Consider the following 22,006-nt stretch of genomic DNA (forward strand, 5'->3'; position numbering starts at 1 on the left):
GTTATTTGAATTTTAATATGAATTTTGTTTCCTTATTGTCCGGCAGCAAGATGAGGCTTCCACCGGAAAGCCGCATAATCTGACGTGAAATACTAAGTCCGATTCCGCTGCCTCCTTTTTTGGTGGTGAAGAAAGGGATAAAAATATGTTCCGCAATTTCCGGCGGAATAACGGGACCGTTATTCTTTATTTCAATCAGTACCTCTTCTGTTTCATTGCAATATACCTGAATATCGATTTGTCCGTCCGGCTGATTACCGATTGCCTGAATCGCATTTTTCAGAAGGTTAATGACTACTTGTGAGATCAGATTTTCATCTGCATATAAAATCAGGTCGGCTGGATCGATCTTCGTATGGAATGTGATATGGTCACAGGGATTCTGATGACGGGCAAGTTCTACCATTCGTTCGATGAATGCTTTTAAGTAAAACAATGAAGGCTCCGGAGTCGGTATCCGTGTGAATTTGCGGTAGGATTCCACGAAAGCAAGCAGTCCTTTTCCCGTTGTACTGATGGTCTGTAATCCGTGGCTGATTTCTTCGTCTTTGTCCTCTACCATCGAAAGGAGCGTGTCGCTGAGGGAGGTGATAGGAGTGACGGAGTTCATGATTTCGTGAGTCAGTACACGGGTCAGGCGAATCCATGAATCTATTTCTTTCTCGTCCAGTTCTATATTAATATCATTCAGCGCAAGGATACGCAAATGTTCCTTGTGCACATTGATTTCTGATACACGGATGGATAGATTGACCGTTCCCCGTTCATTATGAAACACCACCTGTAATTTGTCTCCGGGATGGCAGTTCTCCATTTTCTCCATCAGCGTGGTGTCTACTTTACTCAATTGCCGGACATGTGTGAATACATTGAGTCCCAAAAGCCGGAGGGCCTCCTTGTTCTTCTGATAGACTGCTCCGTTGTCATTGAGCACCAGTAACCCCGTGCTGACAAAATCAAGAATCAGTTCGTAGTATTTTTCCTGTTGGGCAGTTTCTGCTTTTACATTATATAAGATGCGTCCCACCCGATTGAGTGCCCGGTTGATCTGTTTGCTTTCGGGAGTGCCGGACTCTTCGGGGAAGCGGAAGGCACTGTCATTATTCTCCAAAGCGTCGATCATGAAAAGCACCTGCTTGATGTGCAGGCGATAAAGACGGACTTGCCAGATGATACTTAAAACCAGCAGACAGCTACTGATGCCGAGCCAGATATAAGACTGATACACACCAAACCAAACGGTTGCCAGACAGCAAATGACCGTCAGGGATACCCTAAACCAATATTGGTTGGCTACTTGTTGTAGAATCCGGTTCATAATCCGAACTTTTTCATCTTGTTATAGAGAGTCTGACGGGTAATTCCCAGTTGCGCGGCTACTGCCGAGAGGTTTCCTGCACAGGTATCCAGTGCTTTACGTATCATTTGTATCTCCATCTCTTCCAGTGTGGAAATATCTTTTTCGGAAGTTTCTGTCTTTCGGGTGGATAACTGGAATAATTCCGCCGGAATTTGCAATCCGTCGTTAATGATGACCACCTTTTCGATGGCATGTTCCAACTCTCGGATATTCCCGTACCATGGGTACGCAATGAGTTTTTCCTTGGCTGCCGGGCTGAATTTCATCGGTTCCTTATCGTATTGTTTGCAGAAACGGATGATAAATCTTTCGGCAAGCGGAATAATATCTTCTTTTCGTTTCCGCAAAGGAGGTATTTCGATATGAATGGTGTTGATTCGGTAGAGTAAGTCTTCCCGAAATTCTTCCCGGTCCACCATTTCCTGCAGGTTACGGTTGGTAGCGCATATCAGGCGGATGTCGATAGGAATCGGAGTGTTGCTTCCCACCCGTACGATGCTTCTTCGTTGGATAGCTGTCAGCAGTTTAGCTTGCAGATGATAGGGCAGGTTCCCTATTTCATCCAGAAACAAAGTGCTGTGATCGGCAGCCTCAAATTTTCCTGTCCGGTCGGCATGCGCATCAGTGAAAGAGCCTTTTACATGACCGAAGAGTTCGCTTTCAAATAAAGATTCAGTGATCGCTCCCATGTCCACAGCGATCATTTCTTGTTGTCTGCGGTTGGAAAGAGCATGAATTTCGCGGGCAAGCATTTCCTTCCCTGTTCCGTTTTCACCTGTAATCAGGATATTGGCATCTGTGGTGGCTACTTTCTCTATCAGCATTCGGAGCTGCTGCATCGGTTTGCTTTCTCCCCAGTAGATCGGCGGAGTGTTGACAGGCTCCTTTTTGTTTCCCGTTTTTCGTCCATGCTGTGCGGACGAGGCGGCAGCCTGCAATGTTTCTACCAGTTTCTGATTGTTCCAAGGTTTGACGACAAAGTCCGAAGCTCCTTCTTTTATGCCCCGGATGGCAAGATCAATATCTGCATAAGCGGTAAAAAGTACGACGGGAAGTTCCGGTCGTACTTTCTTTATTTCGTGCAGCCAGAACAATCCTTCATTGCCGGTATTGATGCCCGAAGTGAAATTCATATCCAATAGTACCACTTCCGGCGTCTCTTCCCGTATCACGGTGGTCAATGTGACCGGTGATGACAGCGTGACAACCTTTGAAAAATAGTTTTTTAAAAGGATTTGTACCGCAGTCAGCACTCCTTTGTTATCGTCTACAATGATGATTGTTCCTGATTTACTCATGTCCGAATTGGTTTGTACGCTACAAACTTACGAAAAAGTAATTCATAATTCAAAATTCGGATTTGAATTTATAACCATTGGAACTTTAATCCGAATGATAAACTTAGATAATCGCGGGGACGGAGATAGCTATTCGTTACGGCGCTGATGAGGTAAAGGTCGCATGTGCTTATCTCGTAGAAGAAAGTCACGGACTTTGCCAGAAACCTGCGGTTCGGGTCAATATCATAAGTCAACCGTTGTCCCAGGAAAACATGAATACGCACTTTGCTTGAAAAGCCGTAGTATCCCTTCGGATAACGTTCAGGCTCACTTACCCAGAACTGGTTGCCAAACACGGTATTCAGATACAATCCGCAGGCGAGAGGTTCTGTGGAGAATCCTTTTCCCAGATTGATGCTCCAAGGCATATAGTTCTGTTTCAGCGTCATGGTCACTTTGGCCTTTTTGGACGAATACTTCGGGATGAATCCGAGCAGTAAATCTGTTTCCCACTGATTTCGTTTTCCGTAATCCCATCCGGTACCGAACGAGATTAATCCCATATTTCCCGCATACTGTATTTTAGAGTGAGTCGGGATAATCCGCTCCCAGTTTCTGCGGAAGCGATGGACACGTCTGTCATAACCGGTACGGAGAACCGGTTGCGGTACATAAGGTAGTACTGTGTCTGCTTTGACTATTGTAAACGCGGAATCGCCTTCGTGAAAGGCTATAATGGAATCTGCCTTGATCACCAGTCTCAGTGAGTCAGGTTTGTAGTTATTGATAATTGTATCTGTCTTGCAAGTAGCCGATATCAGGCCGGGAAAGAGCAGGAGCGTAGTCAGCACTCCTGTGCGGATGATATATTTAGTATTCAACCAGTTCATATTCGTATTTTTCTGGGGTTATAGTAAATACCAGATAACTGCGACTTTTCATGCAGTCACTGACAATATAATGCACATCATCATCGAAAAGGACTCTGTCATCGAACCCGTGATTGTGGGCAGCCGTGCAGAACTGTAGTCCCGGATATTGGGTGACATAGTACTGGAATGGCTTTGCCACATTATCATTGAACACGTCTGCAAATGGATGCGCGTGCATACTGACTACGGTTTTTTCAAACTCATCAGCCCTGGCTGTCAGTTCCTCTTCCATAAAACTGAAATTGGGAATAGGTTCCGAATAATCGTATTCCAGCGCATTGGTATTGAGGCAGACAAATTTTACATTGCCTGCGATAAATGAGAAGTTGGCAGGTCCGAAAACAGCCTGATAAGTTTCTGCTCCGGTGCCCAGACAGTCATGATTCCCGATAAGGGCGACATAAGGAACTTTTAGCCCGTTCATGATATCCCGCTGCCAAAGAAATTCTTTGGTCAGTCCGAAGTCACTCATATCTCCTCCGTGAATGACAAAGTCGATATCATCTCTCTTATTGACCTCTTTTACAAAGTCTTCGGTCTCGTCATACCATCGCTGTGAATCTCCCATAGTGATAAAACGGATGGTTGTTTTTCCTTTACACTTAGCTTCTATTTGTTCAATGTTATGAGCATTTACATCTGTCTCTCCACTGATACGTACATCGTAGGGATGATAGTCTATCAGGTCACATCCTGTCAGAAGCAGGCAGGTCAGGAGAGTGTACAAATTCTTGTTTACCATAAATAGAATGATTTATTTAATTGAAAACTTGATGCGAAGATAGAGTTTTCCGATGACATTGAAATACATTAAAGTCGGAAATAGGAAAAACAGAACAATAAATGGGCGAAAATGTATACTTTCCGTTGGACAGTAAACAGGAAGGATTTCTGTCTAATAATTAGACGGGAGTGTCTAATTATTAGACAATGGGTAGTACTGTCGAAACATATAAATAGTTGTGAATGAATACTCTTGCTATTGTGGCACGCTATCTGCATTGCATTATGATGAAAAATAGGAATAAGCATGAGACAAATTTATTATGTAATTGTTTATCTTAGTGACCGTTTGGTGTGAAAGAGGTTTGATACGGAGAATCCGGTCAACAGTATAAAGAACGAATAAAGAAAGAATAGAAAGTGAAACAACATAATAAAGAAATAAAATGATACAGATTGAAAACATTAGTAAAGTATTTCGTACTACTGAAGTAGAGACGGTTGCATTAAATCACGTGAACCTTGAAGTTAAACAAGGAGAGTTTGTTGCTATCATGGGGCCTTCGGGCTGTGGAAAATCCACTTTGTTGAATATTCTGGGTTTATTGGATAACCCTACAGAAGGTTCTTACCAGCTGATGGGAGAGGAAGTTGCCGGATTGAAAGAGAAGGAGCGTACCCATGTCCGTAAAGGCAAATTAGGCTTTGTATTCCAGAGTTTCAACTTGATAGACGAACTGAATGTCTACGAAAATGTAGAGCTTCCGCTTACTTATCTGGGTATTAAATCCTCCGAGCGCCGCCGTATGGTGGAAGATATTCTGAAAAGGATGAATATCAGCCATCGGGCCAAACACTTTCCGCAACAGCTGTCCGGTGGTCAGCAGCAGCGTGTTGCTATCGCTCGTGCGGTAGTGACTAATCCGAAGCTTATCCTTGCCGATGAGCCAACAGGTAATCTGGATTCAAAGAACGGAGCGGAGGTAATGAATCTGCTGACGGAACTGAATAAAGAAGGTACCACCATCATTATGGTGACTCACTCACAACATGATGCGAGCTTCGCACACCGTACCATACATCTGTTCGACGGAAGTGTAGTGGCAAGTGTAACAGCATAAACCGAAACGACAATGAGACAAATCTATTATAGCATCCGGACTTTATTGCGTGAACGGGGCACGAATATCATCAGGGTAATTTCTCTTTCGCTGGGACTTACCATCGGCATTTTGCTCTTCTCGCAGATTGTGTTTGAATTGAGTTATGAACGTTGCTATCCGGAATCGGAACGTCTGGCGATTGCACGTTGCCTGACGACTAACCTTAGCACGGGGGAGAAAATGGGAGACGACGGCGACAACTTTGATTATACACTTTTTGATGTGGTTGCACCGACTTTGGCGCAGGATATGCCCGAAGAAATTGAGTTTGCCAGTTGCGTCCTCGCAGAACAATGGATGAGTATATATTATGAAGATAAATTATTATCGGACATCAACTATATATACGCTGATACTTGTTTCTTCCAGACTTTCGGTATACCTGTCTTAAAAGGAAATCCGAAAGATATGATTATGCCGGGAAGTGTGTTTGTGTCAGAACACTTTGCCCGTGAAACATTTGGAGATGCAGATCCTATCGGCAAAATTCTTAAAGCAGACAGGCAAAATGATTTTACGATTCGTGGTGTGTACAGAGATGTGCCGGAGAATACGATGCTCACTCATGACTTTGTTGTTTCCATCCATCGGGATGGGGGATATCAGGGAGGCAATGGCTGGAAGGGAAATGATATCTTTTACACTTTTCTTCGCTTGCGTGATGCTGCGGATATTGATAAAGTGAATGACAAGATCCAGCGGGTAATCGAAAAATATACGCCTGCTCGTTTTGACGACTGGAAATTAGATTTCAATGTCATCCCGTTAGTGAAGTATCATGTGGAATCTTCCGATGTGCAGAAGCGCTTGGTCATATATGGATTTTTGGGGTTCGCTATCTTTTTTGTCGCCATCATGAATTATATGCTGATATCTATCGCTACCCTAAGTCGTCGTGCCAAAGGGGTGGGTGTGCATAAATGCAGTGGTGCCAGTGCCGGAAATATCTTCGGCATGTTTTTGGCGGAAACAGGAATCCTTGTTGTCATATCTGTACTTCTCAGCCTTCTGCTGATAGTCAATGCACGTGAAATAATCGAAGACCTGCTTTCCGTCCATCTGTCTTCACTTTTTACATGGGAGACACTATGGGTGCCTTTGCTTACGATCGTGATCCTTTTCCTTTTGGCGGGTGGCATACCGGGACGGTTGTTTTCGCGCATACCAGTCACACAGGTGTTCCGCCGTTATTCTGATGGTAAGACAGGTTGGAAACGTTCGTTACTGTTTATACAGTTCACGGGTGTCTCTTTTGTTTTGGGATTACTGCTGGTTACGCTTCTGCAATACAACCATCTGATGAGCCGTGATATGGGGATAAACGTTCCGGGATTGGTTCAGGCAGGAACATGGTTGCCGAAAGAAAGCGTAGAACATGTTACCGATGAACTGCGTCGCCAGCCTATGGTAGAAGGAGTGGCTGTTGCTACAAACGGAGTAATCGGACAATACTGGACACGCGGACTGATGAGTAATGACGGTAAAAGAATCGCTACACTTAACTTTAATTATTGCAGTTATAACTATCCCGAAGTAATGGGAATAAAGATTATCGAAGGCAGCACTCTTAAGAAAAAGGAAGATTTATTGGTGAATGAAGAGTTGGTACGTTTGATGAAGTGGACAGATGGGGCAGTAGGAAAGAAATTAAATGATATAGAGGGTACGATTGTCGGTGTCTTTCGGGATGTTCGCAATTATAGCTTCTTTTCAACTCAGGCACCTATTGTCTTGATAGGATCAGAAAATGCCAATCAAGTATTTGATGTCCGTTTGAAAGAGCCGTATGATGATAATCTGAAACGTCTGAATGAGTTTACCGATAAGACATTTCCGAATATAGCCATGCATTTCAGTTCTGTGGACAGTATGATAAAGGATATATATAAAAGTGTATATCGCTTCCGTAATTCAGTCTGGATTACTTCAAGCTTTATTCTGCTGATTGTAATTATGGGATTGATCGGCTATGTGAATGATGAAACTCAACGTCGAAGCAAAGAAATAGCTATCCGGAAAGTGAATGGAGCCGAAGCCTCTCATATTTTGCGCCTGCTGATACGCGAGATTCTGTATGTATCCGCATCCTCCATATTGATTGGTATCATTGCTTCCTATTTCGTAGGAAAGGCATGGCTTGACCAGTTTGCCGAACAGATTTATCTGAACCCGTTATTGTTTATAGGTACGGCGTTGTTTGTCTTATTGCTGATTGTTGTTTGTGTTGTGCTGAAAGCATGGCACATAGCCAATGAGAATCCGGTAAATAGTATCAAGAGCGAATAGAAATATAAGAATATTATTATCTTTCAGGCACGGATTAATACGGCTTCTGCGATGAATGCATCTTTTAGAAAACGTGTTAATTCGTGCCTGAACATTTTTTATTATGATATATCTTCTGATGCAGTGTTAATTTGATTTATTCCGCTACCTTATTTGCTATCGGATGTTCCTTCGATACCTTCTTTATATAAATCATCAGACTGATAACAGCAGTGACGAACGCCAGTGCATCTGATACCGGCATACTGATCCAGACACCTTTCAAGCCCCACCATTGCGGGAAGAGTAACAAGCAAGGCAACAGATAAAGCAACTGTCGTGTCAGCGAAAGGAAAATACTGATTTTTGCCTTGCCGATGCTCTGGAAGAAGTTGCCAATCACAATTTGTGCTCCCACAAACGGGAACATAAGTACTGCCAGACGGATTCCTTCTACTGCCAGATTTATCAATTCATCACTATCTGTGAAAAGTGCCGATACCGCATGAGGGAAAAATTCGCAGATCACAAAACCACTGCTGGTAATCACTACACCGGAGATAATTCCCAATCGTAGTGTCTGTTTTACCCGGTCTATCTTCTGTGCTCCGAAGTTGTAGCCTACAATAGGTTGCATTCCCATAGTCAGTCCCAACACAATCATTACGTAGAGTGTCAACAGGCGATTGATAATGCCGTAAGCACCGATAGCCATGTCGCCTCCATATTCCTGTAAGCTGTTATTGATTATGATAACGATAGCACAAGCGCAAACATTCATCAGGAAGGGAGACATGCCGATAGCGAAAATACTTTCTACAATTCTTCGTTTTACCTTCCAGATCTTTCCCTCAAAATGAACCGTGCTCTCCTTCTTGCAAAAGTGGCTTAGTACCCACACCATACCGATCAGCTGTGAGATGAGCGTTGCCGTAGCGGCTCCTCGCATTCCCCATTCAAAATGAAATATAAAGATGGGAGCGAGGATGATATTGGCTACTACCGTTACCATCGAAGTAAGCATCGCCTTCTTCGGATATCCGGTAGCACGCATCACATTGTTCAAACCGATCATCGTATAAGTGATCGGAGTTCCCAGCAGAATCACTTGCATAAAGCTGCGTGCGTATGGGAGCGTGTCGGGACTCGCTCCGAAGAAAATCAGTATGTTGTCGAGAAAGATAAAAGACAGTATGCCGAAGAAAAAAGCATTCGTGATGCAGAGCATCAGTGTGTGCGACAAGATTTCCGTAGCTCCTTTCATATCCTTCTGTCCCAGACGGATAGAAGCAATGGTAGAGCTGCCTGCAGATACCAGCGTACAGAAAGCGACTACCAGATTCATCAGGGGAAAGCTGACCGCTAATCCGGCAATAGCCATCGGTCCCACACCGTGTCCGATGAAGATGCTGTCGATAATATTATAAATAGACGTGATCGTCATCCCAATGATGGCGGGAATGGAATATTGCAACAGTAGCTTACCGATGCTTTCTTTTCCTAATATGTGCGGATCGTTTTTGCTCATGCGCTCGTATGGATTGTTGGATGAAAACGAATGTTACGTTTTTTTAAGTGGGGTAAAGGTACGAATTATTTGCCTGATTCGATGATTATTCGGAACTTTGCACAATTCAATACACAAGGTTTAACGTTTTAGGTAAAAAGAAAGAGTAAGTATGGATACAACAAAGACAATTGCGGCACTGTTTGATTTCGATGGTGTCATCATGGATACGGAAACGCAGTACACTGTTTTCTGGGATGAACAAGGGCGTAAATATCTGAATGAACAAGACTTCGGACGCCGTATCAAGGGACAGACGCTGACCCAGATTTACGACAAATACTTCTCGGATCAGCCGGAGGCTCAGCAAGAGATTACAGCCGGGCTCAATGTCTTCGAGAAAAGCATGTCTTATGAATACATTTCCGGTGTGGAAGCCTTTATCGCCAATCTTCGGAATCACGGGGTGAAGATAGCTGTAGTCACCAGTTCCAACGAAGAGAAGATGCAAAACGTTTACAATGCCCATCCCGAATTTAAAGGAATGGTAGACCGTATCCTGACCGGAGAAATGTTTGCCCGCTCCAAACCGGCTCCCGACTGTTTCCTTCTCGGTATGGAAATATTCGGTGCTACTCCTGAAAACTCTTATGTGTTCGAAGACTCCTTCCACGGTCTGCAAGCCGGAATGACTTCCGGTGCTACCGTTATCGGTCTTGCCACTACCAATACAAGAGAGGCCATTACCGGAAAAGCACACTATATTATAGATGACTTTTCGGAAATGACCTTCGAACGGTTACTGACCATACATCGCAAATGATGAAAATCAGTATACAGCAGTGCACGTAATGCTTTATGCTATCTGCGTGCACCTCTGCCTTATCTCATCAGCTTATGCCTTTTTCATTTTCAATTCTCTTTTTTATTTGGTTTGAATCATGAATCCCCTGATTCATATAGAGAAAAAACAGTTCAAAATTCCTTTTGTTTTTTGTCGGAGTCTTTATCTTGAGTGATTCTTTTTCGTTTTCTTTCTCACTTATGGAAGAAATGTTATAACTTTGCCCCAATTTTTGATAACGTTCGCGTTGTCAGAAGCTCTTTATCTTTTAATTATTAATTTAAAATTTGAAAAGACATGGCTGGTTATATATCAGATGACACAAGAAAGGTGACTACTCATCGCTTGGTTGAAATGAAACAGAGAGGCGAAAGAATATCTATGCTTACTTCTTATGATTACACGATGGCACAAATCGTAGATGGTGCGGGAATGGATGTGATTCTGGTGGGCGACTCCGCTTCTAATGTAATGGCAGGTAACGTGACTACATTGCCTATTACTCTTGATCAGATGATTTATCACGCAAAATCAGTCGTACGTGGCGTAAAACGTGCTATGGTCGTAGTCGATATGCCTTTCGGATCTTATCAGGGAAACGAAATGGAAGGTCTTGCTTCTGCCATCCGCATAATGAAGGAAAGTCATGCCGATGCTTTGAAACTGGAAGGTGGAGAAGAAATCATCGGTACGGTGAAACGCATTATCAGCGCAGGTATTCCGGTGATGGGCCATTTGGGGTTGATGCCTCAGTCTATTAATAAATATGGTACTTATACAGTGCGTGCCAAAGACGAGAGCGAGGCTGAAAAGCTGATTCGCGATGCCCATCTTCTCGAAGAGGCAGGTTGCTTTGCCATCGTGCTCGAAAAGATTCCGGCAACTTTGGCTGAACGGGTAGCTTCGGAATTGACGATACCTATTATCGGTATTGGTGCCGGTGGTCATGTAGACGGACAAGTGTTGGTCATCCAGGATATGCTTGGAATGAACAATGGATTCCGTCCCCGCTTCTTACGTCGGTATGCAGACCTTTACACAGTGATGACTGATGCGATCAGCCGTTATGTGTCCGACGTGAAGAATTGCGACTTCCCCAACGAGAAGGAACAATATTAAAACAATATATGGCAGTTAAATTGTGGACAGTTCATTTTATGCGGATATGCGTAGCTAATTTGCTGTTGTTTATCTCTTTGTATATCCTGTTTCCGGTGCTTTCCGTTGAGATGGCCGACCGTCTTGGGGTACCGGTAGCACAGACAGGGGTTATCTTTCTTTTTTTTACATTGGGAATGTTCCTTATCGGTCCGTTCCATGCTTATCTCGTAGATGCCTACAAGCGTAAGTACATGTGTATGTTCTCTTTTGCCCTGATGGTAGCGGCAACGGCAGGATATACCTTTGTGACCAATGTAACGGAACTTGTCTTGTTGAGCACCGTACAAGGATTGGCTTTTGGAATTGCTACCACCGCAGGAATCACACTTGCCATTGATATAACGAACGCTACACTTCGCAGTGCCGGAAATGTCAGCTTTTCCTGGATGGCACGTCTGGGGATGATTATCGGTGTTGTTCTGGGTGTCTGGCTCTATCAGAGCTATTCATTTAAAAACCTGCTGTCCGTGTCGGTGATCACCGGAATAGCAGGTGTTTTGATGGTAGCCGGAGTATATGTGCCTTTCCGTGCCCCGATCGTTACCAAGCTCTATTCCTTCGACCGCTTCCTGCTGTTGCGGGGATGGGTACCTGCTATCAACATGATTCTGATTACTTTCGTACCGGGATTGTTGATTCCGCTCGTACATCCTTTCCTCAACGATTTCGTACTGGGGAATAGAGGAATACCCATCCCATTCTTTGTCGGTACAGGAGCCGGATACCTTGCCTCCTTGTTGCTGGCACGTCTGTTTGTTCTGAAGGATAAGACATGGCGGCTGGTGCTTGTAGGAATGATACTGGAGATTGTAGCTATCACTCTGTTGGCTTCCGGTTTTCCGGTAGGTGTTCCTTCCATCCTTCTTGGATTAGGTTTGGGACTGGTGATGCCGGAGTTTCTGGTCATGTTTGTGAAGCTGTCCCATCATTGTCAGCGAGGTACGGCAAATACCACTCATCTGTTGGCCAGCGAAGTCGGATTCTCATCCGGAATAGCCGTTGCGTGCTATTTCGATCTGGAAGCAGATAAGATGCTTTATACCGGACAAGTAGTAGCTGTGATCGCTTTGATTTTCTTTATACTGGTTACTTATCCTTATTATAAGAACAAGAAAGTAAGATGATTTAAATGAAGAATGAAGAATTACTTTGCAGCATAATAGCGCAGCCCATTCTTCATTCCTCATTCTTCATTTTTTAGTTTCTGCTTACCTGTTTTACTCCTTTCACTGTCCTCAACTTCTTGATGAGTGCTTCCAGTCGTCCGGTATCACCTACCATTACCGTTAGTGTTCCGGAGAATAATCCGTCGTTGGAATCGATTCCGATGGATCGCAGACTGATTCCATTCTCTTTAGAAATGATAGAAGTAATATTGGTAACAATCCCAATATCATCGTGACCTACCACACGCAGTGTGATAGGATACTGTGTGCCGACTGATTTTCCTGCCCAACGTGCTTTTACAATCCGGTATCCGAACCGTTCGCGCATCTGATTGGCATTCGGACAGTCCGCCCGATGAATTTTGATACCTCCGCTTACTGTCACAAATCCGAATACATCATCTCCGTAAATCGGATTGCAGCATTTGGCAAGTTTAAATTCCAGTCCTTTCAGATTCTGATCGATGACAAGCACATCCTCTTTGGAGGTGACCTCTTCTTGTGTTGTCTGCAAATTATATCCTTCGGCACTGCGATAAACGATCTCATCATGCGTGTCATTGTCCCGTCTCTGCTGTTCGAGGTATTTATCCAGAATATCGTTGACATCCAGTGTCTCATCTGCAATCTTCTGATAAAACTCTGTCACATTTTTGAAGCCCAGACGCTTGATAAGACGCATCATTGTAGCTTCGTCATACTCCATCTTCCGGTTTTTGAACTTCCGTTCCAATGTCTCTTTGGCGAAATCGTGCTGGCGTGCTACCATCTCCTTAAGTGCCTGACGTATCTTGGTGCGGGCTTTGGAAGTCGTCACGATGTTCAGCCAGTCCTGCTTCGGAGTCTGGGTATTCGACGTCATGATTTCCACCTGATCACCGCTGTTCAGTTTCTGCTTTAACTGTACGTTCTTGCCGTTTACTTTTGCTCCGATACACTTGCATCCCAGTTTACTATGAATATGGAAAGCGAAATCGAGTACGGTAGCCCCTTTGGCAAGCTTGAACAAGTCTCCTTTCGGTGTGAATACGAATACTTCATCTTCGTAAAGGTCCATTTTAAACTGGTCCATCACTTTCAAAGAGTCGTTATCTGCATTTTCAAGAGCTTCGCGTACTGAAGTCAGCCATTCGTCCAGTCCTGTTTCACCTTTGATGCCTTTGTATCTCCAGTGTGCGGCGAGTCCCCGTTCTGCGATCTCATCCATTCGCCGGGTACGAATCTGTACTTCCACCCATCTGCCTTCCGGCCCCATCACAGTGATATGCAACGATTCGTAACCGTTGCTTTTCGGAATTGAAAGCCAGTCCCGCAGACGTTTTGGATTGGGCTGATACATATCTGTAACGATAGAGTATACCTGCCAGCATTCCTGCTTCTCTTTAGCCGGGTCCGGTTCGGAATCCAGAATGATACGGATAGCGAACAAGTCATAAATTCCTTCGAACGGAGTCTTCTGTTTCTGAATCTTGTTCCAGATGGAATGAATCGATTTGGTACGTCCTTTGATGTCGAACTTCAATCCGGCTTCCTTTACCTTCTTCTGGATAGGGTCGATAAAGGAGGCGATATACTTATCACGGGAAGCCTTTGTTTCGTTGAGCTTCTCCTTTATATAATAGTAAGTTTCCCGCTGTGTATATTTCAGCGACAAGTCTTCCAGTTCCGATTTCAGCTTGTAAAGTCCCAGCTTGTGTGCCAGCGGAGCATACAGATAAGCTGCTTCGTTCGCCACCTTTACCCGGTCTTCTTCGTTGCCTGTATCCTTGATCTGGCGCATCACGTTCACACGGTCTGCAATCATAATCAGAATGACGCGCATATCTTCGGCAAAAGAGAGCAGGAGATTGCGGAAGTTTTCCGATTCAATCGCCGGACTTTTGGAGTACAGTTCGTTTGTTTTCACCAGTCCTTTGATGATACTGCCTACATCTTCGCCATATTCGGCATTCACATCCTCAATCGACAGGATATGTGCCTTCACGATTTCGTGAAGCATAATGCTGATGAGACACGAACCTTTCATTCCGATTTCTTCGGCTACGATAACCGCCGTTTGTAAATCTCTGATGACGGGATTCATCCCGAAGTTATTGCGTTGCAGCCCGTTACATTGGGCAGCTTTGATAAGATGTTTCTTTAATTTTTGGCAATCCTTCCAGAAAATCGTATCTCCGGCAGATTGCAACAGATGCCTGTAGAGTGAAAAAAGCTCCTTCTTTTCCTCTGATGTAAAAAAGTCGTCCATATTCAATCTTGTTAATTCGACGTAAAATTACTTTTTTTCCCGGTTATTCGGCAAGAAGTAAATAACATTTTGTATTTTTGGGCATCAATTAATAAAAATAGATATTATGATAACGACACAGGACAAAGAGTTGCTTGCCAAGAAAGGCATCACGGAAGCGCAGATAGCAGAACAGCTGGCTTGCTTCCAGACAGGTTTTCCTTATTTGAAACTGGATGCTGCCGCTTCCATAGAAAAAGGCATATTGGCTCCTGACGCAGAAGAACAAAAAGTATATCTGGCTGCATGGGATGCTTATAAAAATACGGATAAGATCATCGTGAAGTTTGTTCCTGCTTCGGGCGCTGCCAGTCGTATGTTCAAGAATCTGTTCGAGTTTCTGTCCGCAGAGTATGACAAACCTACTACAAAGTTTGAGCAGGCATTCTTCGACGGAATCAAGGATTTTGCTTTCTATGACGACTTGAATGTAGCTTGTCAGCGTACAGCCGGAAAAGATATTCCGGGATTGATGGAAGAAGGTAATTACAAAGCTGTAGTAGCTGCCCTTCTCGAAACTGCCGGACTCAACTACGGAGCACTTCCGAAAGGTCTGCTCAAATTCCATAAATATCCCGAAGGTTCACGTACTCCGCTTGAAGAACACCTTGCCGAAGGTGCTATGTATGCAGCCGGAAAGAGTGGCAAAGTCAATGTACACTTCACCGTTTCTACCGAACACCGTGAACTCTTCAAGAAACTGGTGGAAGAGAAAGCCGCGGCATTCGGCAAACGTTATGGAGTAGACTATTACATTACCTTCTCCGAGCAGAAACCGAATACCGATACCATCGCCGCCGATATGGATAACCAACCGTTCCGTGACAACGGCAAACTCCTGTTCCGTCCGGGTGGTCACGGTGCGCTGATCGAGAACCTTAACGATCTCGATGCCGACATTATCTTCATCAAGAATATCGACAACGTAGTACCCGATAAACTGAAAGCCGACACCGTTACTTATAAGAAACTGATTGCCGGCGTACTCGTGTCCTTGCAGAAGAAGGCATTCGAATACCTCGAACTGCTCGACAGTGGAAAGTATACACATGAGCAAATCATGGAAATTCTCCAGTTCCTGCAAAAACAACTTTTCTGCAAGAATCCCGAAACGAAGAACCTCGAAGATGCCGAACTGGTGATCTACCTGAAGAGCAAACTGAACCGTCCGATGCGTGTATGCGGTATGGTGAAGAATGTAGGCGAGCCGGGTGGCGGTCCGTTCCTTGCTTATAACAGCGACGGAACTATCTCCCTGCAAATCCTCGAAAGCTCTCAGATCGATATGAACGATCCTGCCAAAAAGGAAATGTTCGAAAAGGGTACGCACTTCAATCCGGTAGACTTGGTTTGTGCCGTACGTGACTATAAAGGTCACAAGTTCGATCTGGTGAAATACGTAGATAAAGCGACAGGCTTCATCTCTTATAAATCGAAGAACGGAAAAGACCTGAAAGCTCTAGAACTCCCCGGTTTGTGGAATGGTGCTATGAGTGACTGGAATACCGTATTCGTAGAAGTCCCTCTGACCACTTTCAATCCGGTGAAGACAGTGAACGACCTGTTGCGTGAACAGCATCAGTAAGAAGATACCGCGTTTGACTGATGAAATATGTAGTTAGGCACGGATTACGCGGATTACACGGATTTCTTTTATGATCCTATTTTTATATAGAACCCAACTCTTTATCCGTGTAATCCGCGTAATCCGTGCCTAAATCTAATTGCAACATAATTTTAAAGAGTGTTTAGGATGAATCAGATAGAAAAGATCATCGACCTTGCTACATGGAACAGAAAAGAGCATTTTGAGCATTTCAGCGCATTCGATGATCCCTTTTTCGGAGTGACGGTCCATGTAGACTGCACCCGTTCTTATGAGGAGGCAAAAGCAAAAGGCGTTTCCTTCTCCCTTTTACTACTACATCGTATTATCACTGCCGCAAGCAAAGTCGAAGAATTCCGTTACCGTATCGAAGGAGACAAAGTGGTCTGCTATGACAGTCTGCTTCCCGAAGCGACGGTAGGGCGTGCCGATCACACGTTCTCTTTTGCCGCCTTTGAGTACGATCCGGATGAACTCACTTTTATTCGCAAGGCAAAAGCCGAAATGGAGAGGCTGCAAGGTACCACCGGGCTCAATAAAGGAGGTACTTTCCATCCCAATGCCATTCATTACTCAGCTGTTCCCTGGCTGGCCTTTACCGACATGAAGCACCCCACAAATATGCGTTCGGGTGATAGTGTCCCCAAAATATCTACCGGAAAATACTTTCGGGAAGGCGAGAAACTGATGCTTCCCATTTCCGTCACTTGTCATCACGGACTGATGGATGGTTATCATGTTGCCAAATTTATTGAAACGCTTGATTTATGAAACTGTCAGGAGGCCCCAAAGACTAATATGTCGACACTATGAGAAACGCGATTGCGAGATGGAAAGCCATCGTTCTTTGTTCCGTTATGTTTTGCCTGCCGGAAGTTGTTCTGGCAGAGCAAGGAACTTCCTGTGACAGTGTACCGCACCCATCCGGATATGCTGAAAACCTTTTGCGCAGAGAAAGTTATTCAAGATATCCGGAACTTACGGAAAACGTGGGAAGTGCCGGAGTATACATCCCGCATCGTTTCATCCATCGTTTGGGGATAGAGGCCCGTCCGCAGTATGTATTTCCTACCAACCCTTTCCTGCAAGGAGAGAACGAGCGTTGGAAGCCGGTTCAGGCATCGTTTGCCGCTCATCTGAAGTACTCGTTCAAGTTTCGTCCCAACACTTGTGCCGACCGTATTTACGGTGGAGCTTATCAAGGCGTTGGTGTATCTTTTTCGACTTTTGGCGATAAGAAACAGTTGGGCGATCCTTTCTCTTTCTATGTATTTCAAGGCGCCCGGATCGCTCGTTTCTCCTCCCGTGTCTCGCTCAATTATGAGTGGAATTTCGGTCTGTCTGCCGGATGGAAGCCTTATGACAATTACTATAATACCTATAATGGTGCTGTCGGGTCACGGATGAATGCCTATATCAATGCCGGAGTGTATGTGAATTGGGCGTTTTCCCGTTATTTCGATCTTATAGTCGGAGGTGATTTCACTCATTTCTCCAATGGCAACACTAAATATCCGAATGCGGGAATCAATACTACCGGAGCTAAGATCGGAGTCGTTTACAATTTCAACCGTACAGAAGAAGACCTTTCAAAACCGTTTTGTCAGCCTGTTATTACCCGTTTTCCCCGTCACATCAGTTATGATGTCGTGCTGTTCGGGTCATGGCGTCGGAAAGGCGTGTGGGTAGGCGAGAAGCAGATAGCGTCTCCCAATGCATATCCGGTTGCCGGATTCAATTTCGCTCCGATGTATAACCTGAGTTATAAGTTGCGTGTAGGTGCTTCGCTGGACGGTGTCTATGATGGCAGTGCCAATGTATACAGAGAAGAATATGGGAGTAGCAGCTCTACCCGTGAGTTTCTGAAACCAGGCATTCAGCACCAATTAGCTCTGGGACTTTCGGCGCGTGCAGAGTATGTGATGCCTTATTTTACGATTGGGGTCGGCATGGGAGCCAATGTGCTCAGTCGTGGAGATATGAGAGGCTTTTATCAGATTCTTGCATTGAAAATAGACATCACCCGCAGCTCCTTCCTTCACATCGGATATAATTTGCAGGACTTCCAGACGCCTAACTATCTGATGCTCGGACTCGGTTTCCGTTTTCACAATAAATATCCGAAGGTGCGTCATTAATAAAAAGAAATATACTAATTTTGCATCACTAACATAAAACACTCAAAATAATGAAGAAAATACTGTTGCTCGGTTCCGGAGAATTAGGAAAGGAATTTGTGATCTCTGCACAGCGCAAAGGTCAGTATATCATTGCTTGTGACTCTTATGCCGGAGCACCTGCTATGCAAGTTGCCGATGAATTTGAAATATTCGACATGTTGAACGGTGAAGAATTGGAACGTGTTGTAGAAAAGCATCATCCGGATATCATCGTTCCGGAGATTGAGGCCATTCGTACGGAACGCTTGTATGATTTCGAAAAGGAAGGTATCCAGGTAGTGCCCAGTGCCCGTGCTGTCAACTTTACGATGAACCGTAAGGCAATACGCGACCTTGCCGCTAAGGAACTCGGACTGAAAACAGCCAGATATTTCTATGCCAAGACACTGGACGAGCTAAAAGCGGCAGCCGCTAAAATCGGTTTCCCTTGCGTTGTTAAACCGTTGATGTCTTCTTCCGGCAAAGGACAGTCCCTTGTCAAGAGTGCCGATGAACTTGAACATGCCTGGGAATACGGATGCAGCGGTAGCCGTGGTGATATCCGCGAATTGATTATCGAAGAATTTATCAAGTTCGACAGCGAAATCACTCTGCTTACAGTTACGCAGAAAAACGGACCTACACTGTTCTGTCCTCCTATCGGACACGTACAAAAGGGAGGAGACTACCGCGAGAGCTTCCAACCGGCACACATCGACCCTGCACATTTGAAAGAAGCCGAAGAAATGGCTGAAAAAGTGACCCGCGCCCTGACAGGTGCCGGACTTTGGGGAGTAGAGTTCTTCCTGAGTCACGAAAACGGAGTCTACTTCTCTGAACTTTCTCCGCGTCCGCATGATACCGGTATGGTAACATTGGCAGGAACACAGAACCTGAATGAGTTTGAACTTCACCTGCGCGCCGTGCTCGGTTTGCCTATCCCCGGCATCAAGCAGGAACGGATCGGTGCAAGTGCCGTCATCCTTTCTCCGATTGCGAGCCAGGAACGTCCCCAATATCGTGGCATGGAAGAAGTAACGAAAGAAGAAGACACTTATCTGCGCATCTTCGGCAAACCGTTTACCCGTGTCAACCGCCGTATGGGAGTTGTGCTTTGCTATGCGCCGCTGAACGCCGATCTGGATGCGTTGCGTGATAAAGCGAAACGAATTGCGGAGAAGGTAGAAGTATACTAAATAAAACAAACAAGAGAGAGTCAAAAGTAAAATTCACTATCCTTTTGCTTTTGATTCTCTCTCTTATTATATTCCTTTATATAGCTAATAATGAAAAACATGAAAGAGACTAAACTATTAGCAGTTACTGCTATTCTATTACTGACTTCCTGCTCGCCTAAAGTGGTCACTCATATTGTAAGAACCTATCCGAATCCCGTTCCGGCAGATTCGGTTTATGTCATCGAACCGGGAGATACGGTTCCCAACACAGCCGAAACACTCGGAAGTGTTTCTGTTGTGGACCGGGGTACATCTAGAAATTGCCGATACGATCAAGTGCTGCGTCTGGCACAAGAAGCCACCGGAAAGAACGGTGGAAACGGGCTCGCCATTACCGAACATGTGAAACCTTCTTTTTGGGGAAGTTCCTGCCATCAAATCAACGCTTTAATGCTTCACCTGACGGACACGAAGGTGAATGCTACCGAAGGAAATCCTGTACAAGACATGATCGATCTTGGCCGGGTGGCTGTGAGAGAAGAGAAGGAAAAGCGGAGAGCACCTGCCAACACGTTCGAAGCGAGCTTCGGGTATGGTTGGGTGACCAGCAAGATGTACGATGTCAACGGCGCGGCCTTAGACTCGAAAGGAGGAATCGAGTGGAAGCTCGGCTACGAATATACGTGGAGCAACGGTATGGGAATCGGACTGCAATATTCCGGTTTCAGAAAGTCTTTTTCCGATGGAGGAGACATGACGCTTTCTTATATAGCTCCGGAGTGGGTAGGCCGCTCGAAGTTCGACAGATGGATCTTAAAATCGGGGCTTGGAATGGGTGTTTTCCTTTATCATGATCCCCTCTACAATGCTGCCGGATTCGGTTTTCATGCCATGGTGGGAGTGGAGTATATGCTTTCCGCCAATTGGGGGCTCGGTCTGACCCTGAACGGGGTTAGCGGCAGTATGCCCAAGCAGGACTGGATGCTGCTGAAAGAAGATGAACGCTGTGGAATCACCCGCTTTAATCTGCTGGGCGGGTTGCGTTACTACTTCTGAATCTAACTCCTTTTTTCAGGAAGAATATCAATGTTTATACTGTACTTGGATATAAAAAAAGAGAGAGGGCAGAAGTCTGAAACTGCATCCTCTCTCTCACGTTTATAACATTGTTATTTCTCTGGTCTTACAGATTGATCGCATTACCGCCCAACGCTCCCAGCACTGCCGAAGCCACTGCGATGACTACTTTCAAAATGGTATCCCAAAGGGATCTCTTGACTGCCATAACTTTACACACCTCCTTTCCGACTCTTAAAATGATTGATTACTAAGTGAATCATTACTAAATGCTTGGTTGCTCCTGAAAACTTTCCTCCTTTACCTCAAAGCATGGACACGCTTTGATCCACTCTTCCGGTTCGATCTCTCCATTCCCGTTACGGTCCGGTGACAAGTCACGATGACCGCACACCCGGCAACCGGGAAATTTCGCTTGCAACTGATGCACCAGCAGCCGGAGTGCTGCCCGCTGTTCCGGCGTCCGGGTATCTGCCGGGCGTCCCCGGCAGTCCAGCCCGCCTTCGTAGCAAATTCCGATACTCTCCGCATTAAATCCGCGTACATGCGCTCCGATTCGCTCAATAGGGCGGGTGAGAAGTGTTGTGCCGTCCTTGCGGATATAGTAGTGATAGCCTGTTCCGTTGAAACCACGGCGGCGGTGCATCGTGTCCAGATCAAAGGCTGTCAGTTCCTTGTCTTCACGGGTGGCGGAACAGTGAATCACGATCAGACTGATCTTTCTCATGCCTGTTGTACGGTTCATGACCTGCTGCCGCTATACGGTTGGGTCCGGAGCTTCCTCGTCGCCTCCGCCACCTTCGTTTCCACCGCCGCCGGGTTTGTTGTCTTCGCCTGATCCGTCACCTTTCTTCTTTTTCGGAGCTTCGAGGTCGAGAAACTCGATCTTGTCACCGGCACGGGTGGACGTCAGGTTGGGACGGACGCTGCTGGAAGGACGGAAGTTGATTTGTATAGACTTGATATTCTTCACCGTACAGTCTTCTTTGGTGGTTGCTCCCGACGTATGGGCAGAGAGGCTGAATACGCCGAAGTCTCTGATATTAACTGATTTTCCGTCGAAGAGCGCCGCCCGCATTGCTTCCACATAGTTGGTCAGTACGCTTTGGATATCGCCCAGAGAGAGGGAACTCTTGTCTTTCATGATGTAGGCGATGCTGTCGAGGTCTACACTTTGCCCCATCGTCACCAGTTGGGGGTGGTACTTCAGCACCCCGTCAATTTTTCTCGGGTCTTTGCGACCCACTCTTTTAAATGGTATTGCCATGATGATAAATTAAAGTTTATAAATTAATGAT

19 protein-coding genes are annotated in these 22,006 nt (G+C 45.2%); 10 read left to right on the top strand and 9 right to left on the bottom strand.

The window, feature by feature from the left end; translation table 11 throughout:
- Window position 1: 1 nt before the first annotated feature.
- The 4 genes from K6V30_RS15480 to K6V30_RS15495 all read right to left on the bottom strand — a co-directional run bounded on the left by K6V30_RS15480 (window position 2) and on the right by K6V30_RS15495 (window position 4,314).
- Complete coding sequence (locus K6V30_RS15480) at window positions 2–1,318, bottom strand: sensor histidine kinase (RefSeq protein WP_022300970.1); 1,317 nt, start codon at window positions 1,316–1,318, stop codon at window positions 2–4.
- Window positions 1,315–2,658, bottom strand: coding sequence for a sigma-54-dependent transcriptional regulator (locus tag K6V30_RS15485; RefSeq protein WP_055269411.1), 1,344 nt, complete (start codon window positions 2,656–2,658; stop codon window positions 1,315–1,317). Before K6V30_RS15485 ends, K6V30_RS15480 begins: the two co-directional genes overlap by 4 nt.
- Window positions 2,659–2,726: 68 nt before the next feature.
- Complete coding sequence (locus tag K6V30_RS15490) at window positions 2,727–3,530, bottom strand: hypothetical protein (RefSeq protein ID WP_010538208.1); 804 nt, start codon at window positions 3,528–3,530, stop codon at window positions 2,727–2,729.
- Entirely contained in the window at window positions 3,511–4,314 is an 804-nt protein-coding gene (locus K6V30_RS15495; protein ID WP_010538207.1) for a metallophosphoesterase family protein, read from the bottom strand. Before K6V30_RS15495 ends, K6V30_RS15490 begins: the two co-directional genes overlap by 20 nt.
- A gap of 427 nt (window positions 4,315–4,741) precedes the next feature.
- On the opposite strand from K6V30_RS15495, the gene K6V30_RS15500 reads away from it, so the two are divergent.
- Both K6V30_RS15500 and K6V30_RS15505 read left to right on the top strand, forming a co-directional pair.
- Window positions 4,742–5,416: an ABC transporter ATP-binding protein gene (locus K6V30_RS15500; RefSeq protein WP_010538206.1), complete on the top strand. Its 675-nt coding sequence runs from the start codon at window positions 4,742–4,744 to the stop codon at window positions 5,414–5,416.
- Window positions 5,417–5,428: 12 nt separating this feature from the next.
- Window positions 5,429–7,744, top strand: a complete 2,316-nt coding sequence (locus K6V30_RS15505) for an ABC transporter permease (RefSeq protein ID WP_010538205.1) — start codon at window positions 5,429–5,431, stop codon at window positions 7,742–7,744.
- A gap of 136 nt (window positions 7,745–7,880) precedes the next feature.
- On the opposite strand, the gene K6V30_RS15510 is transcribed toward K6V30_RS15505, so the two are convergent.
- Window positions 7,881–9,251 (bottom strand): MATE family efflux transporter, encoded by a 1,371-nt coding sequence (locus K6V30_RS15510; protein WP_055269413.1) that lies wholly within the window; start codon window positions 9,249–9,251, stop codon window positions 7,881–7,883.
- Window positions 9,252–9,402: 151 nt separating this feature from the next.
- Between K6V30_RS15510 and K6V30_RS15515 the strand changes: the two genes are divergently transcribed.
- The 3 genes from K6V30_RS15515 (at window position 9,403) to K6V30_RS15525 (ending at window position 12,359) form a co-directional block, all read left to right on the top strand.
- Window positions 9,403–10,053 carry an HAD family hydrolase gene (locus K6V30_RS15515; protein WP_010538203.1) on the top strand — a complete coding sequence of 217 codons (651 nt, stop codon included), beginning with the start codon at window positions 9,403–9,405 and terminating at the stop codon, window positions 10,051–10,053.
- 318 nt (window positions 10,054–10,371) lie between these two features.
- Complete coding sequence (gene panB / locus K6V30_RS15520) at window positions 10,372–11,193, top strand: 3-methyl-2-oxobutanoate hydroxymethyltransferase (protein WP_010538201.1); 822 nt, start codon at window positions 10,372–10,374, stop codon at window positions 11,191–11,193.
- An 8-nt stretch (window positions 11,194–11,201) separates the two neighbouring features.
- Complete coding sequence (locus K6V30_RS15525) at window positions 11,202–12,359, top strand: MFS transporter (protein WP_010538200.1); 1,158 nt, start codon at window positions 11,202–11,204, stop codon at window positions 12,357–12,359.
- A 73-nt stretch (window positions 12,360–12,432) separates the two neighbouring features.
- Here K6V30_RS15525 and K6V30_RS15530 read toward each other — a convergent pair whose 3' ends face one another.
- The gene (locus K6V30_RS15530; RefSeq protein WP_010538199.1) at window positions 12,433–14,649 is read right to left on the bottom strand and encodes a RelA/SpoT family protein; all 2,217 of its coding nucleotides are present in this window, start codon (window positions 14,647–14,649) and stop codon (window positions 12,433–12,435) included.
- A 106-nt stretch (window positions 14,650–14,755) separates the two neighbouring features.
- Here K6V30_RS15530 and K6V30_RS15535 point away from each other — a divergent pair, with 106 nt between their 5' ends.
- From K6V30_RS15535 to K6V30_RS15555, 5 genes are all read left to right on the top strand, one after another.
- Window positions 14,756–16,273 carry a DUF4301 family protein gene (locus K6V30_RS15535; RefSeq protein ID WP_022302204.1) on the top strand — a complete coding sequence of 506 codons (1,518 nt, stop codon included), beginning with the start codon at window positions 14,756–14,758 and terminating at the stop codon, window positions 16,271–16,273.
- A gap of 168 nt (window positions 16,274–16,441) precedes the next feature.
- Window positions 16,442–17,065, top strand: coding sequence for a chloramphenicol acetyltransferase (locus tag K6V30_RS15540; RefSeq protein WP_022302203.1), 624 nt, complete (start codon window positions 16,442–16,444; stop codon window positions 17,063–17,065).
- Window positions 17,066–17,103: 38 nt separating this feature from the next.
- Entirely contained in the window at window positions 17,104–18,432 is a 1,329-nt protein-coding gene (locus tag K6V30_RS15545; RefSeq protein ID WP_055269436.1) for an acyloxyacyl hydrolase, read from the top strand.
- Between the two features lie 50 nt (window positions 18,433–18,482).
- Window positions 18,483–19,649 carry a formate-dependent phosphoribosylglycinamide formyltransferase gene (gene purT, locus K6V30_RS15550; RefSeq protein WP_055269437.1) on the top strand — a complete coding sequence of 389 codons (1,167 nt, stop codon included), beginning with the start codon at window positions 18,483–18,485 and terminating at the stop codon, window positions 19,647–19,649.
- Between the two features lie 99 nt (window positions 19,650–19,748).
- A complete protein-coding gene (locus tag K6V30_RS15555) occupies window positions 19,749–20,687 on the top strand; it encodes an outer membrane beta-barrel protein (RefSeq protein WP_010538194.1) in 939 nt (312 codons plus the stop codon).
- A 127-nt stretch (window positions 20,688–20,814) separates the two neighbouring features.
- Here K6V30_RS15555 and K6V30_RS15560 read toward each other — a convergent pair whose 3' ends face one another.
- Genes K6V30_RS15560 through K6V30_RS15570 form a run of 3 tightly spaced genes read right to left on the bottom strand, consistent with a single transcriptional unit; the run spans window position 20,815 to window position 21,975 of the window.
- Window positions 20,815–20,916 (bottom strand): smalltalk protein, encoded by a 102-nt coding sequence (locus tag K6V30_RS15560; RefSeq protein WP_022302200.1) that lies wholly within the window; start codon window positions 20,914–20,916, stop codon window positions 20,815–20,817.
- 57 nt (window positions 20,917–20,973) lie between these two features.
- Entirely contained in the window at window positions 20,974–21,435 is a 462-nt protein-coding gene (locus tag K6V30_RS15565; protein ID WP_055269459.1) for an N-acetylmuramoyl-L-alanine amidase, read from the bottom strand.
- A 30-nt stretch (window positions 21,436–21,465) separates the two neighbouring features.
- Window positions 21,466–21,975 (bottom strand): HU family DNA-binding protein, encoded by a 510-nt coding sequence (locus K6V30_RS15570; protein ID WP_022302198.1) that lies wholly within the window; start codon window positions 21,973–21,975, stop codon window positions 21,466–21,468.
- Between the last annotated feature and the right edge of the window lie 31 nt (window positions 21,976–22,006).

The sequence above is a fragment of the Bacteroides faecis genome, assembly GCF_020091505.1.
Taxonomy (GTDB): Bacteria; Bacteroidota; Bacteroidia; order Bacteroidales; family Bacteroidaceae; genus Bacteroides; species Bacteroides faecis.

What these genes read in the sequence shown, in the direction of transcription:
- K6V30_RS15480 (WP_022300970.1), bottom strand. Translation starts at nt 1,318, where the DNA reads ATGAACCGGATTCTACAACAAGTAGCCAACCAATATTGGTTTAGGGTA.
- K6V30_RS15485 (WP_055269411.1), bottom strand. Translation starts at nt 2,658, where the DNA reads ATGAGTAAATCAGGAACAATCATCATTGTAGACGATAACAAAGGAGTG.
- K6V30_RS15490 (WP_010538208.1), bottom strand. Translation starts at nt 3,530, where the DNA reads ATGAACTGGTTGAATACTAAATATATCATCCGCACAGGAGTGCTGACT.
- K6V30_RS15495 (WP_010538207.1), bottom strand. Translation starts at nt 4,314, where the DNA reads ATGGTAAACAAGAATTTGTACACTCTCCTGACCTGCCTGCTTCTGACA.
- K6V30_RS15500 (WP_010538206.1), top strand. Translation starts at nt 4,742, where the DNA reads ATGATACAGATTGAAAACATTAGTAAAGTATTTCGTACTACTGAAGTA.
- K6V30_RS15505 (WP_010538205.1), top strand. Translation starts at nt 5,429, where the DNA reads ATGAGACAAATCTATTATAGCATCCGGACTTTATTGCGTGAACGGGGC.
- K6V30_RS15510 (WP_055269413.1), bottom strand. Translation starts at nt 9,251, where the DNA reads ATGAGCAAAAACGATCCGCACATATTAGGAAAAGAAAGCATCGGTAAG.
- K6V30_RS15515 (WP_010538203.1), top strand. Translation starts at nt 9,403, where the DNA reads ATGGATACAACAAAGACAATTGCGGCACTGTTTGATTTCGATGGTGTC.
- panB (WP_010538201.1), top strand. Translation starts at nt 10,372, where the DNA reads ATGGCTGGTTATATATCAGATGACACAAGAAAGGTGACTACTCATCGC.
- K6V30_RS15525 (WP_010538200.1), top strand. Translation starts at nt 11,202, where the DNA reads ATGGCAGTTAAATTGTGGACAGTTCATTTTATGCGGATATGCGTAGCT.
- K6V30_RS15530 (WP_010538199.1), bottom strand. Translation starts at nt 14,649, where the DNA reads ATGGACGACTTTTTTACATCAGAGGAAAAGAAGGAGCTTTTTTCACTC.
- K6V30_RS15535 (WP_022302204.1), top strand. Translation starts at nt 14,756, where the DNA reads ATGATAACGACACAGGACAAAGAGTTGCTTGCCAAGAAAGGCATCACG.
- K6V30_RS15540 (WP_022302203.1), top strand. Translation starts at nt 16,442, where the DNA reads ATGAATCAGATAGAAAAGATCATCGACCTTGCTACATGGAACAGAAAA.
- K6V30_RS15545 (WP_055269436.1), top strand. Translation starts at nt 17,104, where the DNA reads ATGAGAAACGCGATTGCGAGATGGAAAGCCATCGTTCTTTGTTCCGTT.
- purT (WP_055269437.1), top strand. Translation starts at nt 18,483, where the DNA reads ATGAAGAAAATACTGTTGCTCGGTTCCGGAGAATTAGGAAAGGAATTT.
- K6V30_RS15555 (WP_010538194.1), top strand. Translation starts at nt 19,749, where the DNA reads ATGAAAGAGACTAAACTATTAGCAGTTACTGCTATTCTATTACTGACT.
- K6V30_RS15560 (WP_022302200.1), bottom strand. Translation starts at nt 20,916, where the DNA reads ATGGCAGTCAAGAGATCCCTTTGGGATACCATTTTGAAAGTAGTCATC.
- K6V30_RS15565 (WP_055269459.1), bottom strand. Translation starts at nt 21,435, where the DNA reads ATGAGAAAGATCAGTCTGATCGTGATTCACTGTTCCGCCACCCGTGAA.
- K6V30_RS15570 (WP_022302198.1), bottom strand. Translation starts at nt 21,975, where the DNA reads ATGGCAATACCATTTAAAAGAGTGGGTCGCAAAGACCCGAGAAAAATT.